This is a genomic window from Leptospira tipperaryensis, from assembly GCF_001729245.1.
Taxonomy (GTDB): Bacteria; Spirochaetota; Leptospiria; order Leptospirales; family Leptospiraceae; genus Leptospira; species Leptospira tipperaryensis.
On the sequence record NZ_CP015217.1, the window covers coordinates 3671578 to 3692329 of the forward strand.

18 protein-coding genes are annotated in these 20752 nt (G+C 42.6%); 9 read left to right on the plus strand and 9 right to left on the minus strand.

Features of this window, described 5'->3' with window-relative positions:
* Position 1 precedes the first annotated feature (1 nt).
* Both A0128_RS17320 and A0128_RS17325 read left to right on the plus strand, forming a co-directional pair.
* A complete protein-coding gene (locus tag A0128_RS17320; protein ID WP_069608650.1) occupies positions 2 to 1504 on the plus strand; it encodes a thymidine phosphorylase family protein in 1503 nt (500 codons plus the stop codon).
* A 9-nt stretch (positions 1505 to 1513) separates the two neighbouring features.
* Complete coding sequence (locus tag A0128_RS17325) at positions 1514 to 2389, plus strand: ribose-phosphate diphosphokinase (protein ID WP_069608651.1); 876 nt, start codon at positions 1514 to 1516, stop codon at positions 2387 to 2389.
* On the opposite strand, the gene A0128_RS17330 is transcribed toward A0128_RS17325, so the two are convergent.
* Positions 2386 to 4950, minus strand: a complete 2565-nt coding sequence (locus tag A0128_RS17330; protein WP_245667257.1) for a SpoIIE family protein phosphatase — start codon at positions 4948 to 4950, stop codon at positions 2386 to 2388. The genes A0128_RS17325 and A0128_RS17330 overlap by 4 nt on opposite strands.
* A gap of 266 nt (positions 4951 to 5216) precedes the next feature.
* Positions 5217 to 6602, minus strand: a complete 1386-nt coding sequence (locus tag A0128_RS17335; protein WP_069609377.1) for an OmpA family protein — start codon at positions 6600 to 6602, stop codon at positions 5217 to 5219.
* A 97-nt stretch (positions 6603 to 6699) separates the two neighbouring features.
* On the opposite strand from A0128_RS17335, the gene cutA reads away from it, so the two are divergent.
* Genes cutA through A0128_RS17350 form a run of 3 tightly spaced genes read left to right on the plus strand, consistent with a single transcriptional unit; the run spans position 6700 to position 8620 of the window.
* Positions 6700 to 7020 (plus strand): divalent-cation tolerance protein CutA, encoded by a 321-nt coding sequence (gene cutA / locus A0128_RS17340; RefSeq protein WP_069608652.1) that lies wholly within the window; start codon positions 6700 to 6702, stop codon positions 7018 to 7020.
* A gap of 20 nt (positions 7021 to 7040) precedes the next feature.
* Positions 7041 to 7877 carry a patatin-like phospholipase family protein gene (locus A0128_RS17345; RefSeq protein WP_069608653.1) on the plus strand — a complete coding sequence of 279 codons (837 nt, stop codon included), beginning with the start codon at positions 7041 to 7043 and terminating at the stop codon, positions 7875 to 7877.
* Positions 7878 to 7879: 2 nt separating this feature from the next.
* Positions 7880 to 8620, plus strand: a complete 741-nt coding sequence (locus A0128_RS17350; RefSeq protein ID WP_069608654.1) for a GNAT family N-acetyltransferase — start codon at positions 7880 to 7882, stop codon at positions 8618 to 8620.
* 302 nt (positions 8621 to 8922) lie between these two features.
* On the opposite strand, the gene A0128_RS17355 is transcribed toward A0128_RS17350, so the two are convergent.
* Together A0128_RS17355 and A0128_RS17360 are read right to left on the minus strand one after the other, a co-directional pair.
* On the minus strand, positions 8923 to 10194 hold the full coding sequence (locus tag A0128_RS17355) for an amidohydrolase family protein (RefSeq protein ID WP_069608655.1): 1272 nt from the start codon (positions 10192 to 10194) through the stop codon (positions 8923 to 8925).
* Positions 10195 to 10344: 150 nt separating this feature from the next.
* Positions 10345 to 10971 (minus strand): LIC_10572 family protein, encoded by a 627-nt coding sequence (locus A0128_RS17360; RefSeq protein WP_069608656.1) that lies wholly within the window; start codon positions 10969 to 10971, stop codon positions 10345 to 10347.
* A 152-nt stretch (positions 10972 to 11123) separates the two neighbouring features.
* Here A0128_RS17360 and A0128_RS17365 point away from each other — a divergent pair, with 152 nt between their 5' ends.
* Genes A0128_RS17365 through A0128_RS17375 form a run of 3 tightly spaced genes read left to right on the plus strand, consistent with a single transcriptional unit; the run spans position 11124 to position 13133 of the window.
* The gene (locus A0128_RS17365) at positions 11124 to 12413 is read left to right on the plus strand and encodes a homoserine dehydrogenase (protein WP_069608657.1); all 1290 of its coding nucleotides are present in this window, start codon (positions 11124 to 11126) and stop codon (positions 12411 to 12413) included.
* A gap of 32 nt (positions 12414 to 12445) precedes the next feature.
* Entirely contained in the window at positions 12446 to 12748 is a 303-nt protein-coding gene (locus A0128_RS17370) for a hypothetical protein (protein WP_156781871.1), read from the plus strand.
* A gap of 13 nt (positions 12749 to 12761) precedes the next feature.
* Positions 12762 to 13133 carry an STAS domain-containing protein gene (locus A0128_RS17375; protein WP_069608659.1) on the plus strand — a complete coding sequence of 124 codons (372 nt, stop codon included), beginning with the start codon at positions 12762 to 12764 and terminating at the stop codon, positions 13131 to 13133.
* Here A0128_RS17375 and hflX read toward each other — a convergent pair.
* Complete coding sequence (hflX, locus tag A0128_RS17380; protein WP_245667258.1) at positions 13094 to 14851, minus strand: GTPase HflX; 1758 nt, start codon at positions 14849 to 14851, stop codon at positions 13094 to 13096. The two genes, A0128_RS17375 and hflX, sit on opposite strands and share 40 nt — an antisense overlap.
* Positions 14852 to 15018: 167 nt before the next feature.
* Here hflX and A0128_RS17385 point away from each other — a divergent pair, with 167 nt between their 5' ends.
* Complete coding sequence (locus A0128_RS17385; RefSeq protein ID WP_069608661.1) at positions 15019 to 16440, plus strand: HEAT repeat domain-containing protein; 1422 nt, start codon at positions 15019 to 15021, stop codon at positions 16438 to 16440.
* Here A0128_RS17385 and A0128_RS17390 read toward each other — a convergent pair.
* The 4 genes from A0128_RS17390 to trpE are packed head-to-tail and all read right to left on the minus strand — an operon-like array spanning position 16429 to position 20733.
* Positions 16429 to 16842 carry a response regulator gene (locus tag A0128_RS17390; RefSeq protein ID WP_069608662.1) on the minus strand — a complete coding sequence of 138 codons (414 nt, stop codon included), beginning with the start codon at positions 16840 to 16842 and terminating at the stop codon, positions 16429 to 16431. The genes A0128_RS17385 and A0128_RS17390 overlap by 12 nt on opposite strands.
* Positions 16839 to 18737 carry an ABC transporter ATP-binding protein gene (locus A0128_RS17395; RefSeq protein WP_069608663.1) on the minus strand — a complete coding sequence of 633 codons (1899 nt, stop codon included), beginning with the start codon at positions 18735 to 18737 and terminating at the stop codon, positions 16839 to 16841. The genes A0128_RS17390 and A0128_RS17395 overlap by 4 nt, the downstream gene beginning before the upstream one ends.
* Positions 18734 to 19312 (minus strand): anthranilate synthase component II, encoded by a 579-nt coding sequence (locus A0128_RS17400; protein WP_069608664.1) that lies wholly within the window; start codon positions 19310 to 19312, stop codon positions 18734 to 18736. The genes A0128_RS17395 and A0128_RS17400 overlap by 4 nt, the downstream gene beginning before the upstream one ends.
* Entirely contained in the window at positions 19312 to 20733 is a 1422-nt protein-coding gene (gene trpE, locus A0128_RS17405; protein WP_069608665.1) for an anthranilate synthase component I, read from the minus strand. The genes A0128_RS17400 and trpE overlap by 1 nt, the downstream gene beginning before the upstream one ends.
* Positions 20734 to 20752 lie beyond the last annotated feature (19 nt).

Genomic DNA, 20752 nt, shown 5'->3' on the forward strand with positions numbered 1-20752 from the left:
AATGCAACAAAGGACTGAAGCTCTTTATCTCAAGAACTTAGGAATCGACACCAATCAGGAATACGTTGTTTTTTTAAGAAGGGACTGCCCCGTATGCAAATCCGAAGGTTTTGTCGCACTCAATCGAGTAGAAGTCACGGTCGGAGATAAAACGATCATCGCTTCTTTGAACATCATTGAAAATAAAATTCTTCATAAAGGAGAAGCAGGACTTTCAGAAAGCGCATGGAAGGCGGTAAACGCAAAGGAAGGAGATCTCGTTCAGCTCGCGCATTTACAACCAGTTCAATCGATGCACGACGTCCGTTCAAAAATGTATGAAAATCGTCTGAACGAAGCCGCGTTCCATAGAATCATACAGGATATTAAAGATGAAAAATATTCTAATATTGAAATCGCTTCGTTTATCACCGCTTGTTCGGGAGATCATCTCAATCTGGAAGAAATCAAATCTCTTACCAAAGCTATGATTCAGGCGGGTTCGATTCTAAAATGGAACAGCAAAGTTGTAGTCGACAAACACTGCGTAGGCGGACTTCCCGGAAATAGAACCACCCCGATCGTTGTTGCGATCGTTGCCGCCGCAGGACTTACGATTCCCAAAACTTCCTCGAGAGCAATTACATCTCCCGCCGGAACCGCGGACACGATGGAAACGGTAACTACCGTAAACCTAAATCTGGACAAAATGAAATCGGTCGTGGAACAGGAAGGCGGATGTATCGCCTGGGGTGGATCCATCGGCTTGAGTCCGGCTGACGATATTCTAATCCGAGTCGAACGCGCTTTGGAAGTGGACAGCGTCGGACAGATGATTGCATCGGTTCTTTCCAAAAAAGCCGCAGCCGGCTCCACTCACGTCGTCATCGATATTCCCGTTGGAAAGACGGCTAAAATTCGTACGGAAGAAGATGCAGAAAAGCTAAAATACTATTTCACGGTCGTAGGAAAGTCGGTCGGATTAAAAGTTAGAGTAATCATATCGGACGGATCACAACCGATCGGCAGAGGAATAGGCCCTTCGCTTGAAATACAAGATTGTATTTCGGTCTTGAAAAACGAGCCCGAGGCGCCTGAGGATCTAAAAGAAAGGGCACTTTTTATGGCCGGATGTATATTAGAATTTTCTGATTTATTTAAACGTCAGAACGGAATACAATTAGCGAGAGAAATTTTAGAATCCGGAAAAGCCTGGAACAAATTTGAATCGATCTGTAACGCACAAGGCGGTATAAAAGAACCGAGAGTGGCCGAATTTCATCTCGATATCCTTTCGGAAAAGAAAGGAGTCGTTAGCGAAATTGATAATCGTAGAATCGCTAAGATCGCGAGACTTGCCGGCGCTCCAAGCTCCCCTTCCGCAGGAGTTTACTTTTTAGCGCCCATAGGCAGAAAAGTCGAAAAAGACGAACTGCTTTACACAATTCATGCGGAATCCATCGGCGAGTTGGAATACGCTTCCGACTATCTAAGAACTCAAAGAGATATCGTTACGATTCTTTAAATAAACAATATGAAACGACTTCTATTCTCTTTTCCTGAAAACGATTCTTTGACAAAATCCATCTCCTTACTTTCCGGAATAAGTATAGGCGAAGTAGAATTTGGAAACTATCCGGATGGAGAATCGCATTGCAGAATCCTCGAAGAAGTCAAAGATTCCGAAGTGTATTTGATCTGCTCCTTAAATCAACCGGATTCTAAAATTCTATCTTTGATCTTCTTTTGTGAAACGGCAAAATCTTTAGGCGCTTCGAAAGTTCACCTCGTTTCGCCTTATCTTTGTTATATGAGACAAGATAAAGTATTCAAAACCGGCGAAGGAATAACCGCAAAGTATTTCGCGGCCTTGCTGTCCCGATACGTCGATTCTTTGCTTACGATCGATCCCCACCTTCACAGAATCAAAAACTTAAACGAGGTCTATAAAATTCCCTCCAAAGCCGTTCACGCAACTTCTTTGATCGCAGATTATATTCGAAAAGAAATTCAGAATCCGATTTTAATCGGTCCCGATGCGGAAAGCAGCCAATGGGTAAAGGAAGTCGCTGAACTTTCCAAATCCCCTTTTACAGTTTTAGAAAAAATTAGAAGAGGAGATCGAGACGTAGAAGTCAGCGTTCCCCATTTAGAAAAATACAAAAACAGTACCCCGGTTTTGATAGACGACATCATTTCAACGGGAAAGACCTTACTCAAAACAATCGGGCATCTAAAAGATGCGGGAATGAAACCTGCAATCTGCGTATGCGTTCACGGAATTTTCACAGACGACGCATATCAAGACCTAATAAATTCCGGCGTCGAATTTATCGCAACGGCAAATACGATCGAACATATCAGCAATCAGATCGACGTAAGTCAATTGTTAAGCGAAAATCTCTTTTAGCCGTTTCGATGATCCGGAACAGGTCTATCGAGTTGGATCCGTATTTTTTTTGCATGAGAATTGTTGGGATCCAGTTGGTCCACTTTTTGCAAAAGCTGAATCGCAGTTTCCCGTTTGTGGATAAAAAGGTAAGATTCTGCGAGATGAGCTACGTTGTTCAAAAATTCCGGTTCCCTCAGCATCACTCTTTCTCCCAGTTCGACCGCCTGACGGTAACGGTTAAACCTTTTGTAAATTAAGGAAGCAAGAAACATATTTTCAACGTCTTCCGGGAAATCGGAAATCAGAGTTTCAAAAAGTAAAAGGGCCTCTTCATACTTTCCAGTTTTATAATATACTTTAGCCAATTCCTTTTTAAAAATCGGGGGTAGGAACTCGTCTGCAAATTTCTTTTTTAAGTTTTCGAGATAGTAGACGGCGTCTTCCCAATTTTCCGTCTCCAAATATTTAAGATATGTGTCGTCCGGAAACCTTTCCGAGTTCAAATTTCCCACGGATTGAAATCGGATCGGCTCTTTTAAATATGAGAATTTAATAATACTAAGGTCGTCCGTGAGTTCACCGAAATTTCGAAGCGATTGAACGATATTACCCATATCTCCTCTGGATTCTTCAATTCGCTTTAAAAATTGCGATTCGTCTTCGTTTATCAAACGAGTTCCGTCCGAATCTACACCCAATAACAAATCGTCTCTTCCGTCGGATCCGATAAAGATAGAATCTCCTTTTTCCAGGAAGAATATTTTTACCTTCATCTTACTTTCCAGACCGGTAATCCCTATTTTACGAAGTTCTAATTTATCTTCGATAAACGAAGCGACGCCGTCTCTATATAGTACCGTCCAAGGATGTTCCGCGTTGAGGAAGTAGAAAATTCCGGATTCTAAATCGACCAATCCAAGCACGACCGAAATCAACATGGAACCGTCAAAGGATTCGAAAATATTTTGAAGCTCCGCGAAACAATCCTTGAGCCAGACTTCAGGCGGCTTTGATTTATACGAAGAAACCGTCTTAGTCCTGGATAAAAAAGAACGAAACACAACTCCTAATACCAAGGCCCCTCCGGCCCCTTGTATGGATTTTCCCATCGCGTCTCCGTTTACAAAAACGAGATAACGTCGGTCCTTTAAGGTCATCTCATCCGCAATGATGATGTCCCCGCCGATCTCCTTTTTCCACTGTTTAAACTCGAAATGTTTTTTCTGACGACTAAACCCTTCCAGGGTTATAAAATCATTTTGAAGATGATGTCGGTTTAACGGATCCAATAAGAGAGAGGTGAGAAAGTAATCCCCGTCTTGCTGAACCTTCAGTTCTTGAATCTGACTAAGAGTATCCTGTAATTGGCCCGTTCTTTCTTTTACCTTGTGATCCAAATCAAGGTTCAATTCTTCCACCTCGTTGTGTACTCGTAGAAAACGATTCGCGAGAATGAATACAATTCCAAGTTCGAACGTAAAAAATCCGTATTTTAGAAGTCCATAATTTTCTAAAAAAGGGAACCACTGCATGGATCCGATCAAGTCGGTTATCGCGGAAACTATTAAAATGATAAAGCCTGCAAAAAGACGAACCGAATCTTGATTCTTTCGAATCAAAGCTCGAAACATAATGTATAAAGAATAAAATACAAAAACAAGGACCGAAAACTGCCAAACCTGAAGTAAAAACACACAAACGATTCTACTCGAAAATGGAATCAGAGAAGTCAAAGCGACGGCAAAAAACTGATAGAAGCGTGAAATAGAGCTAACTCTGGATTCAAAAAAAGTATCTAAGAATAATAAAAAGAAAGTAGGTATGTTGAATACTATCATATATTCCATTTTCATTTGCAAAAATGGATCGAGGTTTAACTCGTAAACGGAATTACTTCGAAGATAAATATATGCAGAAAGTAGAATGGAAAAGAGCCCGAAAAAAAGATTATACTTTTCTTGAGGACGTTTGAAATAAAAAAGAAAATGATAGAAGCCGACGAAAAGATATAAAAACAAAAGCATCAAAGTGGAACGTTCCGAAAGAATTTCCGCATTTCGAGATTGAAGATCTAAAAGAGGAGGAGTAGAATCGAAACTGGCATACGCGTCTAACTCTTCTCCCGGATCTGCAGAGAGAACCACTCTGATTTCGTTCTCACCGATTCGGACCTTATTCTCAGGAATTGTAAGGATCACGTGTCTCTTAAATCCGTTTTTTAAAATTCTCCCTCCGGAAATAAAGCCGCCCTCTCCCACCTTATCGCCGTTAAAGAAAACTTCGTAAACGTTCGTAAATAGAGGAAAGTGTACGGAAAGTCCATCCGTATTTAGTTCTTCGATCTCTGCTTTGGAAATTTCGATTTTTCTGAGCAGGGTTATCGTATGCGGGGAATCTTCAGGAAGAGAAAAATTTTGAAGAATCTCTTTTGGAATCGGAAGCGAATCGAATTTTTTCCAGATCGGATCGTCTTCGGAAAGATCTACATTCTTACCTACTGAGAGCTTCCAATCCTTTGTGAGAACGGTGGGAAATGCAAAAAGCTCAGTCGATACGAATAACAAAATTGATAAGAGAATTCGATATCGGAAGGTTTTCCGATGTTCTGTAAGACCGTTATTCACCTTTGCTTCCACGAAAGCGTCTTTGATAATCTGCAAATCAGAATTTGCAAGGAATAATAGATCGAACCGAAAAGAAATTTAGAATTTTCAAACCTCAACTCAATCGATAAATAATTTCCCAAGAGAGAATTCGTATCGATTTTGTTAGTTGATTGGAGTTCAAGACGCTATCGGAACGGAACGACTTTTCATTCTTATAAACTCAAAATGAGAATGGAAGCTCATTCTATAACGATAGTAATGTCTACACGGCGATTCTTCTGCCTGCCTTGAATCGTAGTATTGTCCGCTATTGGCTTACTTTTTCCATATCCTTCATAGGACATTCTTTTTTCTTCCAGACCTTGTTTGTCTCGAAGTTCCTTTAGTACGGACAGCGCCCTTTCTCTGGAAAGTTTTCGATTGTATTCTTCTCCGCCTGAATTGTCCGTATGGCCGCTGATACGAATTTCCCGATCGCCGTATTTCTTTAAGACCGAAGCGATCTTTTCTAATTCTTGTTTCGCTTCGTCTTTGAGTTCGGAACTATTATAATCAAAGAGGACTGAGTTCAAAGAGATCGCAATTCCTTCTTCGGTTCTTCGAATTTCAACGGAAGGTCCTGAAGGTTTTTCGGTTTGTGGTCTTGCGTGATTGTCTTCTTCTTCGGGCCAATTTAGACTTTCACGACCCGGAGGCCGTTTTGAATTTTTAGCCGCATCCTTTCCCGGCTCGATTCCGGTAGGAAGCTCCCCTCCAAGAATCTTTCTGATCTCTTCCGCAAACTTATCCTTATCGGTATCGGTTAACTTTACGTCTTTTCGATAGACTCCGTGAATATCAAAGGACATCTCTTGGGCCAAGCCGTTTTGATAAACGAAGGTGTAAGCGAGTTGAACTCGTTTGTATTGAGGGAGTCCCAAATTCCGATCAAAGTAAACCATTCCTCTCGCAAATCCATAGATCTTAAGAGGTACACCTTCTTGACCCATTTGAGAATCGTAATAAAGAGTATAATTATATTCGATTCTATCAGCGGTACCTGAAAGTTTTTGAAACTGCCATTGATCCGGACCGTGATACTTATACTTTGCAAGAACCGTAATCATCACTCTTCCGCCTGGAAATTGAAAACTTTCAGTTGCGGGTTGAGTCCATTCTTCTCCGATAGAGACGAGCTTTTCAGAAAAACTCGGAAGAGAACGAAGATTGGGCATACTGTGTTCTTGAGGAACCCTATACTGCCCTATCTCAGTGATTTGAAATTGACTCTTATATGTTTTATCTTTTCGAAACGCGGGATCCACTTCCGGAAAACGACTGTATGTATCGAAGAATCCATCTAAAAGACAGGATTGTTTTTCGCAGGATAAAGTTTCCAAAAGGATTCGATTCTTATCTTCCCTTTTGATTTTTCTTCCCTGACTTACCAATTGAACTCTATGATATTCGTTTAACTCTACGGTTTCCCCCGGAGTTAACTTCCAACGAAAAAGAACTTTCTCCGGTTCTTCGGAAGAGAGAGGGAAAGAAATCAACAATACAAAAAGAAGAAGGAAAGAGGACGACTTTTGAAGGAAACGTTTGCTAATGATTTCGATGCTCATGATTCTAAATAATTCCTTCATACTTCTAGTTTCGTAAGAATTCTCTAAAACATGAGAAAAGACCAAAAAACTCTCGGAAAAAATCCCCAATTCTGACGAAAAATAAAATTAGAATTCTATGGAACCAAGACTCGTTTATATCACCACAAAGAATGAGAAGGAAGCCCTCAAAATAGGAAGGGCTTTGGTGGAAGAAAGATTGGCGGCTTGTGCGAACATTCTTCCCAAGATAAAGTCGATCTATCACTGGGAAAAAAAATTGGTCGTCGAGAACGAAACAATCCTAATCGTAAAAACAAAAAGTGAATTGATGACGGAGCTGACTCTGAGAGTCAAATCTTTACACAGCTACTCCGTTCCTTGTGTCGTCAGCCTTCCTTTATTGGAAGGGAATCGAGACTATTTCACCTGGATGTTCGGTGAAATTCTACCAGAATAAAAACATTCCATAAAGGTAATATGGTTCAAATACACGTTAAACAAAAATTTACGGCCCTGACTTTTAACTCGGCATTTTTCGGTTTTTACGCGCACGCCGGCTTCGCAAAAGGTTTATCCGAAATCGGGTTTCATCCTTCTAAGATCACAGGATGCAGCTCGGGGGCTTTGATCGGTTCCTTAGTCGCGGCTGGAGTTCCTTCCGAGGAAATGACAAACTTGATTCTCAACTTAAAGAAAAAAGATTTCTGGGAAGGCAATCTCATCACGAATTTTGTAAAGCCCATTCGAAAAGGACTGAAAAACTATTCGGGTATTCTTTCGGGAAAGAAGATCAAAGAATTATTAAAACCTTATTTAGGTCACAAAAAGATCGAAGACCTTCCCGTTCCAATGGGAGTTTCCGTTTCCAATATTACAAAACAAATCAGAGAACTTAAAATCAAAGGAGATCTGATCGACCAGATCCTCGCGTCGATGACGTTTCCATTCCTGTTCGAAATACAGAAGTTAGGCGAAGAAGAATTCATAGACGGCGGCGTCGCCGATCAAGAACCGATCAAAGAATTGATCTTAGACAAATCAATCCGAAAGATTGTAGTCCATAGCGTTCGAACCAAAAAAGGACATTCTGAAAAGGCCATGATCCGCGCGTTTCATTCTTCCGTTCAGATTATAGAAAATGAAACCAGAGAATTGAAAGAGATGTTGGCGAAACATTATAAAAAACAAATTTTAAGAATCGAGACCGTAACTCCGTATATCGACGCAAATCTACTCAAACACGGAAAGGAAGCTCTGGAAGAAGGAAGAAAAAACGCGCATCACTGGAAGAATAAAATCCTCGCTCCGGCGTAGTTATGAATCCTAACGTTTCCGAAATTACCAAGAACTACGTGGACTTGCATAGGGTCCTTTCCAATCTCGTTGGTTCTCCAATTTTAGATCGTAAGAATTTTGTTTTTTATTCCAACGCGGATTCGGATTGGTTTACGAGAATCGTATTAAAAGAGAAACTCTCTCCGATTTCACTGAAAGAAGAAATTCTCAAACTGAGGGAAGAAGGGCATTCATCGGATGTTTTAGATTTTCTACCTTCGCGAGATCACGAGAAGGTTCTCAAAGAACTTGGATACAAAGATTGTAACGAGCAATGGGGAATGTATTTATCCGGAGATCCGATTCTTTCCGATAAAAAATTCTCCAGCGGTGATCTAAATATTAGAAAAATAGAAAGCGAAGAAGAATTAAAAAATTGGCTCAAAATCGTAAACGTCTCTTTTGAATCCAATGACTGTGAAAATCTTTATCTGAAATTATTGGGTCTAAATTTTTTTCGCGTCTTCGGCGGTTTTGTCGATCAAACCTTGGTCGCAACGGGTATGACCTTTTTTAACGGAACGTCTTACGGATTGTATTCGATTACGACGGATCCTAATCGAAGAGGTTTCGGTTACGCTTCCATTTTAGTGCAAAATATCCTGGAAGAACTCAGAAAAGAATATTCAGAAATCATCATATTGCACGCGACCGAGATGGGAAAGGGAATCTATGAGAAGTTCGGTTTTAAAAAATCGATGCTCCTTCGTCATTGGAGCTGAAAACGCGCGCTTTTTAGAAACCGAAGACGTTTCTGCAAGTTAATAAATCTGAGCCCCGTCGGAAGTACGACAAGATCTTCCGTGAAACTCGCGCGGCCCCGCCCTGATTTTGGGTGGCGGGGTGGGTGGTGGAAAATTCCGGAAACTTTCCTATATCACAAAATCATACTTTTGCAAGAAAAAAGTCCCATGTAGGAACTCCTAAAAAATCCTTTCTCGTGGGACGGTTCCAATCTAAGTAGCGCATTAGGGGCAAAATTCTTCAGGACGTTTTTTTAATAAAAGTGCAAACTTAAAATGTTCTACGATCGGATCGAGTTCCCCATAAAATAAAGGGCTTCGATGGAACCCGGAAACGTAAAGTTTTCAAACGGAGACCAGCCTGATTTACTTTTGATTTCCTCTTTTTGAAATGTTTTCGACTTTTTCAAATTCAAGATCGTAAAGTTTGCGGCATAACCGGCTTCGATTCTTCCAAAACCTTTTCCGTATTTTTCCGGTAAGTATTCGTTTACAAAGTCCCCCGGATTCTTAGCGCAGATTTTAGCGATCGTTTTTAGATCCACTCCCGCTTTCAATATCAACCATGTTACAAAAAGTGAATATGTATCCAACTGAGAGATTCCACTCGTACCTTTTTGTTTTTCCTCGATGCTGTGAGGCGCGTGATCGGTTGCCAAATAATCGATCCAACCTTCTTTGACTCCTTCGAGCATTCTTTCTCGATCTTCCTTTCCGCGAAGAGGAGGATTCATCTGAAACCAATGACGATTTTCAGAAGTTAACATCGATTTGTCGAAAAACAAATGAGTTGGGGTCACTTCACAAGTGAGCTTCAATCCCTTCTTCTTTGCGGCTTTGATTTTTTCCAGACCGTCTCCGGTCGAATAATGACAGAGTTTTCCACGGAGGTTGTATTTTTCGATCAGATACAACGCGAAGTCTGTGGCCATCGTTTCCGCTTCTGCGGGACGTCGGTCCTCGTGTAACGTTTCGTCCTGATGTTTTTCCAAAATTTCGGGATCTTCACAATGAAAGCTAATATTCTCACCTTCATAATTGCGGATCGTTTCTTCGAGAGCTTCGTTGTTATGAAAGAATAATTCTCCGATGCTAGGACCCATAAACACTTTGTAAGGAACCGATTCTTTCAGAGGTTTTGTATTCGGTCCGATCCCCGCGTACAACGTTATGTGAATCGGAGACTTATCAGCGAGTTTACGTTTTTTGAAATAACTTTCTGCGTCTACGGGAGGAATCGGATTGTTCGGCATATCGGCGACGTGAACCACTCCTCCGTTGATCGCAGCCGCACTCGCTGAAAGAAAATCTTCTTTGTAAGTATGTTTTCCGCTCTCGTCTTCCCTTGCGTGTATATGTATGTCGCCGAACCCCGGAAAGATTACGACTTCGTTCGGATCAAACCAAACTTCGTCTTTTGTTTTGTCCTCGACAACGTCTAATTCCAATCCCTTCAAAATCGACCGGATCAATCCGGTAGAAGAATCCCATTCCACCGTCCCGTGGAAATCTTCTTCGTGTGTTACGATTCTTCCGGATATTTTTTTGATCATCAAGGGTTCCTGTTTTACTGGATTCTTTTTTTGAATTTGTTTTTCGAAGGAGAAGAATTTTTCGAAGTTTAGAAAGTTGAGTGGAATGCAGATTCTTTTTTCCGAAAGAGAAGATATCGTTCTCCCCTCTTTCGGATTCTTACGATCGTTTTACTTTACACAAATCACGTTATACTTCATTGTTCCGAGGCTACTCGTTTCCGTTCCATCTTTGAAATTTACGGAATAGTAATAACCGGAATCTCCTTCCGGACTCGAAGACCAAAAGACTCCCGCGTTTCTCAACTTAGAATCCGCTCTTTTGCTAAAATTCTTGAGTTGATCTTTGCCGGGTAAACGTTTCGATCTTTCATCACAGATTTCTTTTGCTTCCGACCAGGTTACGGATTTTTGAAACGTATCGTCCCAACCGCGTTTTCCATAAACGGGAGTTTTTGTGTGATAGTTCTCACAAATGAAATAACTAAAGATTCCTAAAAGTACAATGCTTCCGGTTAGGATCGCACCCGCTAAGTATCGACCTCCTTCTCTCGGAGCTCTTACTTTCGGAGGATTTTTTTCCATCGCCAATTCTTGGCTTTTACGATGGAACTCCTGGTTTCTCTGAAAATTCTTTCCTTGTTGTTGGCGTTGTTGATGAGAATGTCTTCGATTCCCTTCTCTGGACTCATTGCCGCCTCGGTTGGAATCAGCGTTTTCCCGATTCTTCTCATTCCCTCCCGAACCTTTTGGATTTGAATTATGTTTCTTTCTGGGAGGCCTTCTTTTGTTTGCCATTTGGACCTGTGTTTTTGAATTTAAAAACTTATCTTTGATTCGTACCAGAGAAATGAAATGTTGTAAATTAAAATTTCAATCCTTCGAGGAACGATCCCTTTTCCAATGAAAATTGAGTGAATCTTCCCTGCAAATTTCGAAGATGGTAATCCATGGAACGCATTCGAATCGGATTGATTGGAGCTGGGACCGTTGGATCTGGGGTTCTCGAGATTCTCAAAAAAGAAAGTGCCGCATATCGCGAGAAATACGGCCTGGATCTGATTCTCTCCTCGATCTCTACCAGAACTCCCGATAAAATCAAAAAAGAATTACAAAACTTTCCCAATTGCAAATTAGAATCCGATTTTAAAAAAATCATCTCCGATCCGGATATCGATATGATCTTAGAACTCGTCGGCGGGACCGATGTCGCTTATACGATAGTAAGCGAAGCCTTAAAAAACGGAAAAACCGTAATCACCGCAAACAAAGCGCTTCTTTCTCAAAGAGGAGACGAACTCTTCACTCTCGCTCATGAAAGAGGATTGGAAATAGGAATGGAAGCTTCCGTCGCAGGAGCCATTCCAGTGATACGTTCCATCAAGACGGGGCTTGGTTCCGATTCCTTTCTTTCTCTTTATGGAATCCTAAACGGAACTACGAATTTCATTCTTTCTAAAATGGAATTGGAACATCTGGATTACTCGGAGGCTCTTCGTATCGCGCAAGAACTCGGCTTCGCGGAAAAAGATCCGACCTTCGACGTGGAAGGAATTGATACCGCACATAAAATTAGCATATTAGGAAGTTTAGCGTTCTCGCAAAAAATTCCTTTACAGAGCGTTCAAATCGAAGGTATAACAAAGATTAGCAGGTTGGATATTCAATTTGCGGGTGAACTCGGTTACAGAATTAAACTTTTGGGATTGGTTCGAAAAATTTCCGATCAACTGGAAGCAAGAGTACAACCCGTGATGATTCCGGTAAAACATCCGTTCGCGAATATCATGAACGAGATGAATGCGATCTACTACCAGACTTCCTACGCGGGTCCGGGAATGTTCGTAGGAAAGGGAGCGGGATCTTTGCCGACGGCTTCTTCCGTCGTTTCGGATATTCTCTATTACGGTGCGAGAAGAAACAAGGGCTTGGCTCTTGAAAAGAATTTGTTTCCAACGGCCAGCGTCTCCGAAGCGAACGGTTCCTTGGTTCGATACTATCTTCGATTTACGACCGTCGATCTGCCGGGAGTTCTGTCCGAGATTTCGAAAGTTTTGGGGGATCACGGGATCTCAATTTCTTCAGTAAGACAAAACGAAGTGGAAAAAGAACCCGTCGAAGTTGTTGTTATAACACATCCGGCAACCGAAGAGAATATAAAGAAATCATTGAAGATCATAGACGGCCTTTCTTTGATCCGCCACGCTTCGGTTGCGATTCGATTAGAGGATAAACTCTAAAAATTCTGAGGATGTATTGGAAAGATTTCACTTTGTCTTTGCATTTTGAGGAGAATGGGGGACATCTGGACTTATTCCTGGATCCGGGAGAAGAACAAGAGCTTCTGACCTTCGGTTCTTCCCAAGAGAATCTGAGTGATTTTCTAAAAGGCCGCGTTGTAGAATTTGAAAAAAAACGCTCTCATAGAAGGGCGTATCTGAAATACGAAGGTTCGATTCCCGAAAAAGGAAGAATCGAAATTGTGTTAAAAGGAAAGTATCGAGTCGATGAGCTTCCAATAAGCGAGAAAGTCCGACTGAAATATAGAGAAGGGAAACTTTATCCGGAGAGATAAAATAGGAATTTTCATGGCGAGAGTAGAATTCGATTCATTGTATATTGAGACGACCAAATCCAGTCTTCCAAATAAGGAAGTCTTGCTCGTTGTATTCAACGGCAAAGTGACCAACTCCAATTCTTTCGAGATTTCCCGTAAGATACATTTTATCTTTGAGGAAGAGGTCTATAATATTATTTTAGATCTTTCCGGCTTGGAATATATCAATAGCGTGGGAGTCGCGACGATTCTTACATTGATCAAAACTGTGGATCAACATTCGGGAAAGATCGTCATTGGCGGACTCAATCACTTCTTGGAAAACGTAATCCGTTTGATGGAACTTCCGAAAAAAGTGGAAATTTATAATTCTGTCGAGGAAGCCAAAAAAGCTTTTTCGTAGATTCGTTCTTCCAAAAGATCCAAAAGAGTTTTTAAACCCCATCCCTGATAAGCGGATACCAAGACGGTGTCCGCGTGAGAATCGATCCCCAAATCTTCCTTTAAATCCGCAATCGCTTCCAGGCCGGGTCCGTGATTCAAAGAATTCTTAGAAGTCTTTTTGAATTCGCTGGAATATCCTTCTTGTAGAGCGAGCGCTTTGAATTTTTCCAGATTATCGATCTTGTTAAAAACTTGAATCATCGGTATATGAGAAAGATCTAATTCTTCTAAAATCTTTTCCACGGCTTCCATCTGCAATTTGTAATCCGGATTGGAAACGTCCACGACGTGGACGAGAAGATCGGAATCTCCTAATTCCTCCAGAGTGGCTTTGAACGCATTGGATAGCTCGGGAGGAAGGTCGTGAATAAATCCGACCGTATCGGAGATGATGATCTCTCTTTCTTCGGGAAACCGGATTCTTCTCGTAGTCGGATCGAGAGTTGCAAACAACTTGTTTTCGGAAAGGACTTCGCTGTTCGTAAGGGCATTGAGCAATGTGGACTTTCCTGCGTTCGTATAACCGACGATACCGACCACGGGAAGTTCGTTTTTCTTTCTCTGACGTCGATTGATTTCCCTTCTCTTTTTGAGGGACTTGAGTTCGACTTCGAGTCTTGTAATTCTCTCTTCCACTCTTCGTTTTCCGATTTCAAGTTTTGTTTCTCCGGGTCCTCTTCCTCCGATTCCACCGGTGAGTCTCGACATATTGTCGTCGAGTTCGGTGAGTCTTCCTTTGAGATACTTCAACTGCGCGAGTTCTACTTGCAGTTTACCGTCTCTGCTCTTTGCGTTTCTGGCAAAGATATCGAGGATAAGTTGGGTTCGATCGATCACTTTGATGTCTGCGATATCGGAAATTTTTTTCGCCTGAGAAGGAGTGAGCTCGAGATCGAAGACGAGGAGTTCTACGTGTTTCTGAATCGCCTTTAAGATAATCTCTTCCAGTTTTCCTTTTCCCAAAACGGTGGATGGATCCAGACGATTCTTTTTCTGAATAAAAGTATCGACGACGTGCACTTCCGCGGTTCTACAGAGTTCCTTTAATTCTTCCATGGAAAGAGAAGGATGCCTTCCGATGTTTCGTTCGGGATAAACTCCTACGAGAAACGCCCGATTTTCTTTTTGTGCGTCTTTGAGATTTTTTCTGAAACGAGAAAGCTGAGATTCTATCTCCAGGATTTCATCGTAAATCCCTTCGGTGAGCTGCCCGGGGTATTGTTTTGGAAGAACGGTCCAGAGTTCGTCTTCCGATTCGGGATTAAAATGTGCGGAAAAATAAGCGTTCGGATTTCCGGAAGAATCCATTGTCACTGCGGTAATATAATCCAAACGTAAAAGCGCCAAGTCCGTTAAGTCTTCTTGGTTGAGTGCTTCTCCCTTCAAATGGGTATGAACCAATCGAAGACCTCGCAACCTCGCCTCGGAGGTCCGGAGGCGATCTAAAAATGGAATTTCAATCGAAGTATCGGATCCGACTAACACGTGCGTAACGTAGCCGGAGCGATCGATAAGAATTCCGATTTGTTTGCCGATTTCTAAGGATAATTCGCAGAGAGTGCGTGAAATTTCTTGACTAATGATTACATCTTCCCGGATTCTTTTCTCGGAAATTTTTTTCAGTCTTTGAATTTGGTTGGATTTGAGGCCGTTGAGGTTACCGCTGAGCTTGCTAATAAAGAAATTCTCCCTATAGCTAAAACTTAGCAGGTTCCTCGTCTTCCGTCAAGCATTCCGGTTCTCGGAAATCATGCTTGTCACGGAAAAAAACAGGAAAAAGCTGAAAAATCGGACGAACTTATAAATAGCATCTTAGCAAAAATTCTACCATTCAAAGGTACCCGATGTCCTTATATTCTAAACTTCAAAACTATTTTCTCTGTGCGATCCTATTCGGCATTCTAAGTTCCGCAATCATCGCAGAATCAGGAAGCCGGAGATTGGAAGAATCCAAACTTCCTCAAACTGTGGATGCGCCGGATGAGTCCGCAACAAACGATTCGAATAGCGGAAATACTTCCGATGGAACCGCGTCTGAAGGTTTGAACGTCGACGATCCGAGAAATCTCACGGAAGAATCCGACGGAGTTTCCTCTTACGAACGTAGAAAACGAAAAGACCTGACTCCGAAAGAAAGACAGGAAATCGACTACGACCTTTCTCTGAAAAAAGGAATTCTTACCGTATTCCGCGCCGAGGCGGAAAAACGTTATAAAACCTTGGATCGTATGGCCCTCACACATCCGATTCCCAGAGTTCGCGCCGCTGCGGTTTTGGCTTTGGGAAGAATGGGGCGAAGCGGTGTAAGAACGCTTCATCACGTGATTGAAAGAGACGGGGAAGCGGTGAGACAGGCCGCCTACAAGGCGTTAGCCGATATCGGTTCGCCTTCTTCTCTGGATTATTTTTTTAGAGGAATCAAATCGAACGATCCGGATATTCAATTCTCATCCTGGAGAGGAATGGGAAAAACCAAGGATCCTTCCGCAAGAGACGCGCTCATTCGTCAAGGAATCCGTTCCACAAAAGCTGAAATCGTAAAAGCCTCCCTTCTGGGTCTCGCGGCCTTTCAAGTAAACGAAGACCTCAAGTTATTCAAAACGTATTTGGATTCGGACGATCCGGACCTGCAAAAGACCGCGATCGAAGCATTAGGAATTCATAAAACACGGGCTTCTTTGAGAATTTTGGAACAAACCTTGGAAACAAAACCGGAATACGTTAAGAACATCGTGGAAGCGATCGGACAAAACACGAGCCTCTACGGAACTTATTCTTTCATTCGGATTTTGGAAAATTCCACTTCGGAAGAATTGAATCAAAGAATTTTGGCTCAACTCAATATCAGAAAAGCGTTCTATCAGTTCGGAACTGTTCAGGTGGAAGGCGGTTACGCGCAAGAGAATCCGTATCCGACTTCCCGCAGACTTCGTAATCTTACGTTAGGCGAAGTAGGAAAGGTTTTAAAGAAAAGCGATCGTAGATTTATCCAAAAGACCGGCGATAAATTCGTGGAAGACCACTACTACCTGGTTCTGTTAGAATCTAAAAATCCTGAAAGTTACGACGAAACCGTTCCGTCTTGGATCTTTGGTCCTTATCTAAAAATGAGAACGATTATCGCTCCGCCAAAAGAGAAAAAAGGAAAGAGATACAAAAGAAAACCGACTACGTTTACTCCCGCGTCCGACATGGAAGAAACCGATCCGGCCAATCCGTCTAACGCGGAACAGACGCCCGAAAGCGGTCCTCCTTTAGAGAACTGATTCGTAGGAAATTTTCTTTTTTAAAGACGTTGGAAGGAAGATCACTTTTCCTTCCTTCAGAGGAACTTTCGGAACCATCCATCCGATTCCCGCAAAGCTTGGAAGAATGGAACCGGAAAGAAACATCACTCCCGGAAAATCAAAACCAGTTGTAGCGATGATTTTATTTCCCTGATATCCATCCTTGTGAATCCTGCGGATCATCCAAAGACCGGAAGTCTGGGTTTCCATCGTAATGTCCGTCACGATCGTATGAAATCGATTCTTATCTTGGGAATAAATTTTCCAACCCTGAGCTGCGTCGACGGCTCTCACAGTTTCAAAACCGTTTTTTTCAAACCAAACTTTGAGGTTGTTCGCATAGCGGTCGTTATCGTCTACGATCAAAACGATCTTTTTCATGGTAATACTCCGTTATTTGCCGTAAATTGATTGTCCGATAGTTTTCGATAGATTCCATTTTGCTCATAGAGAGAATTGTGATCTCCCTCTTCCACGATCTTTCCGTTGTCCATCACTATGATTCTTGGAATGTCTTTGATCGTAGAAAGTCTGTGTGCGATCACAAACGTTGTGCGATTCGCATACAAACGTCGAAGCGCGTCGCTGACCAATCTTTCGGATTCCACGTCCAAGGCAGAAGTGGCTTCGTCCAAAATCATAATCTCCGGATCTCTCAAAAGGGCTCTTGCGATCACGAGTCTTTGTCTTTGACCTCCGGAAAGATTGAGTCCTCTTACTCCGAGAATACTATCGTATCCGTTATCCATCTTTTTGATAAAGTCGTGGGCGTGTGCGAGTCGAGCCGCGCGGATGACGTCTTTGCGGGTCGCTCCCGGTTTTCCATAGGCGATATTATCCGCAACGGATCCGTGAAATAAAAATATATCCTGAGTTACGATCCCTATCTTTTTACGAAGATCACCGAGGCTGATATCTCGTATATCGGTTCCGTCAAATTCGATCGAACCGGAAGTAGGATCAAAGAATCGAGGAAGTAAGTCCATCAACGTCGACTTCCCGCAACCGCTCGCTCCGATGAGCGCGATCGTTTCTCCCTTTTTTACTTTGAGATGAATGTCTTTTAAAACGGCCGCGTTTGTTCCCGGATAAGAAAAGAATAAATTCTTAAATTCGATGCTCGTTTCGAGAGGAGGCGCGGAGATCTTACTTTCTTCGCTGTGATCTTCCGTTTCCAAATCTATGATTTCAAAAATTCTTTTTCCGGAAGCGATCGCCTGCGTGATCTTTCCGACCATCTGCGAAAGTTGGGTCAACGGCCTCAAAAGAAAAAGCAACGTTAGGAGAAACGCCATAAATTCGCCCTGAGTAAATCTTCCGTTGTAGATAAGACTCGCACCCGCGGCAAAAAAGCCGAGAACCACGATCGAAGAAGTCAACTCGACGAGAGAAGGCGCGATCTGAAGATAAAATTGACCTTTGAAGTTTCTGCGATAAACGTTGTGATTGATCTTTCCGAATTTTCCCTGCTCGTAACTTTCCGTGTTAAAAACGCGGATCACCTTGATTCCGGAAATCATCTCTTGGATGTTCGCGTTGAGATCCGCCATCTTTTCCTGAGAACGCATCGTGGACTTCGTGATCTTTCTCGTAAAAAGAGTTACGGGAAGAATGATCACTGGCACCGTGAGACAGGCGACGATGAGCAGTTCCGTATTCAAATACAATAAAACCATTAAGTGAGTAATCACGTAGAAGAAGTTGATCGTCGCGTCGCGGAAGTTGCTCGAGATCACGGCGGCCACGACTTCCACGTCGTTGATGATTCTACTCATCATCATCCCGGTTTTTTCTTTGAAGAAGTATGTAAGAGGAAGGAGCTGATTCTTTTCAAACAATTCCTGTCGAATGTCCCGAACGGCTTTGTATCCCGCGGTCGCGATGCAGAATACGGATAAAAGATATGTGATCAACTTTAAAAGATAGAGCGGCATCACGATGATACAGATCGCCCAAACGACTTCTTTCGGTTCGAGACCTTTGGTTCTTCCGTTGATCCATTCCTTTACGTCGATCAGAAGAAGTTTGGTCCTTTCAAGTCCGTCCAGGGATTCGTCTCCGAAAACCTTTTCTTTGAGAAGAATTCTCTGCTCCGGTAACGTTAGCTGCAACTGAAACCGAGTTTGTTTGTCGTTTCCTAAGGAATCAAAAAGAGGAATGAATGCGGTGAGTGAAACGGCGTTGAGGATCGCGGTCAAAAGTGCAAATACGATCCCTAAGGAGAATCGGTACTTGTAACGTACAGAATAAGACAAAAGCCTGAAAAAAAGCTTCATAGCTCCTGAACGATCGAGGAAAAGTTTCTGACCAGATCCAAGCCCGCGCTGGTCATAATGGATTCCGGATGAAATTGAACTCCGTAGAGATGTTTTTTAGTTTTGTGACGAACTCCCATGATCACTCCATCCTGGGTCCTGGAGGCGACTTCCAATTCTGCGGGCATACTTTCCGGCTGAATCACAAGAGAATGATAACGCGTCGCTACGAAAGGAGATGGAATTCCTCTATAGATATCTCTTCCGTCGTGTTCTATGAGAGAAACCTTTCCGTGCATGATCGAAGGAGCGGAAACAATCTTTCCGCCGTGAACGAGACCGATCGCTTGGTGTCCGAGGCAAACTCCGAAGATTGGAACCTTTCCTCCGAGTTCTCGGATGACGTCCAGACAAACCTTGGAATCTTCGGGACGTCCCGGACCGGGAGAAAGAATGATTCCTTTCGGTGCGAGTTCGTTGATTTCGTTTAACGAAATTCTATCGTTACGAAACACTTCGACGTGATTTCCGATCTGGCAAAAATACTGATAGAGATTGTATGTGAAAGAATCGTAATTATCGATGAGGAGAAGCATTATTTCCATTCTCCTTTGAGTCCGTTTCTCGCAAACTCAACTGCCTTTAAGAGAGCGGCCATTTTATTTTTGGTTTCTTCCAATTCCAACTCGGCGACCGAATCGTATACGACTCCGCCTCCCGCTTGGAGAAACGCGGTTTCTCCGTAAAATACGATCGTACGAATGATGATCGCGAGATCGCTTTCTCCGGAAAAGGAAATATAACCGAGGGCCCCCGAATAGATCGCACGTCTCGTGGTTTCGAGTTCGTCGATGATCTCCATCGCTCGGATCTTGGGCGCTCCCGAAACCGTTCCCGCGGGGAGGGTCGCTCGAATCAGATCATAGACCGTTTTTTCCTCGTCCAATTCTCCCGAACACTGACTTACGATGTGCATAACGTGAGAATATTTTTCGATCACTTTAAAATCGCTTACGCGAACGCTTCCCGGTTTACAAACACGACCAAGATCGTTTCTTCCCAGATCAACGAGCATGATGTGTTCAGCGATTTCTTTCGGATCGGAAAGAAGATTGTCTTCTAAAAATTTATCCTCGCTCGCGTTCTTTCCGCGGGGACGAGTTCCGGCGATCGGACGAAGGAAGGTCTGATTTCCCGCGTATCGAACCATGATCTCGGGTGAACTTCCGACGATCGTGATTTCTCCGAGTCGGAGATAATACATATAAGGGCTTGGGTTTACGGTTCGTAAACCACGGTAGATTTGGAACGGCGAAACTTCGGGTTTAAACTGAACCTTACGAGAAGGAACTACTTGAAAAATATCTCCGGCCTGGATGTATTCTTTGGCGCGTTCCACATTTTTCTTATATTCCTCATCCGGAATATTCGGTTTTAATTGAAGGGCTCCGGAAACTATCTTTGGATTTTTAATTTCTTCCGGGACGAGGCCGTTTCTGATTTCGCCTTCGATATCATTAATCTTTTTTAAAACCGCGTCGTAACAGTCTTTGAGATTGGAATGTTCTCCGATTCTCGCGTTGACGACGATTCTTAAAACGTGATCGATATGATCGACTACGAGAAGTTCGTCGTAGATCGCGAAATAACAATCTGGTGCGTTTTCGTCGTCTGGTTTTGTATCCGGAATCGATTCGTAATAACGAACCGCGGAAAAGGATAAGAATCCGACGGCTCCCCCGGCAAAAGGAGGAAGACGATAGTCTTGAACGTAGACGTCGTCTCCGAGTAGATTCTCCAGAAGAACCAGAGGATCGTATGTGATGATTTCAGTCTCAGGATCGTTTCCAATGGAAACGTAAAAAAGTCCATTCTTCCCTTGCAAAAGACGAGAAGGAGATTTTCCTAAAAAAGAATTTCTCCCGAGTTTTTCTCCGCCTTCCACCGATTCGAGGAGGAAGGAATTTTTTGAAGATTCGCAACCCCATTTTGCAAATAGAGAAACCGGAGTCTCCATATCCAGAAAGATCTGTTTG

What these genes read in the sequence shown, in the direction of transcription:
- A0128_RS17320 (WP_069608650.1), top strand. Translation starts at nt 2, where the DNA reads ATGCAACAAAGGACTGAAGCTCTTTATCTCAAGAACTTAGGAATCGAC.
- A0128_RS17325 (WP_069608651.1), top strand. Translation starts at nt 1,514, where the DNA reads ATGAAACGACTTCTATTCTCTTTTCCTGAAAACGATTCTTTGACAAAA.
- A0128_RS17335 (WP_069609377.1), bottom strand. Translation starts at nt 6,602, where the DNA reads ATGAAGGAATTATTTAGAATCATGAGCATCGAAATCATTAGCAAACGT.
- cutA (WP_069608652.1), top strand. Translation starts at nt 6,700, where the DNA reads ATGGAACCAAGACTCGTTTATATCACCACAAAGAATGAGAAGGAAGCC.
- A0128_RS17345 (WP_069608653.1), top strand. Translation starts at nt 7,041, where the DNA reads ATGGTTCAAATACACGTTAAACAAAAATTTACGGCCCTGACTTTTAAC.
- A0128_RS17350 (WP_069608654.1), top strand. Translation starts at nt 7,880, where the DNA reads ATGAATCCTAACGTTTCCGAAATTACCAAGAACTACGTGGACTTGCAT.
- A0128_RS17355 (WP_069608655.1), bottom strand. Translation starts at nt 10,194, where the DNA reads ATGATCAAAAAAATATCCGGAAGAATCGTAACACACGAAGAAGATTTC.
- A0128_RS17360 (WP_069608656.1), bottom strand. Translation starts at nt 10,971, where the DNA reads ATGGCAAACAAAAGAAGGCCTCCCAGAAAGAAACATAATTCAAATCCA.
- A0128_RS17365 (WP_069608657.1), top strand. Translation starts at nt 11,124, where the DNA reads ATGGAACGCATTCGAATCGGATTGATTGGAGCTGGGACCGTTGGATCT.
- A0128_RS17375 (WP_069608659.1), top strand. Translation starts at nt 12,762, where the DNA reads ATGGCGAGAGTAGAATTCGATTCATTGTATATTGAGACGACCAAATCC.
- A0128_RS17385 (WP_069608661.1), top strand. Translation starts at nt 15,019, where the DNA reads ATGTCCTTATATTCTAAACTTCAAAACTATTTTCTCTGTGCGATCCTA.
- A0128_RS17390 (WP_069608662.1), bottom strand. Translation starts at nt 16,842, where the DNA reads ATGAAAAAGATCGTTTTGATCGTAGACGATAACGACCGCTATGCGAAC.
- A0128_RS17395 (WP_069608663.1), bottom strand. Translation starts at nt 18,737, where the DNA reads ATGAAGCTTTTTTTCAGGCTTTTGTCTTATTCTGTACGTTACAAGTAC.
- A0128_RS17400 (WP_069608664.1), bottom strand. Translation starts at nt 19,312, where the DNA reads ATGCTTCTCCTCATCGATAATTACGATTCTTTCACATACAATCTCTAT.
- trpE (WP_069608665.1), bottom strand. Translation starts at nt 20,733, where the DNA reads ATGGAGACTCCGGTTTCTCTATTTGCAAAATGGGGTTGCGAATCTTCA.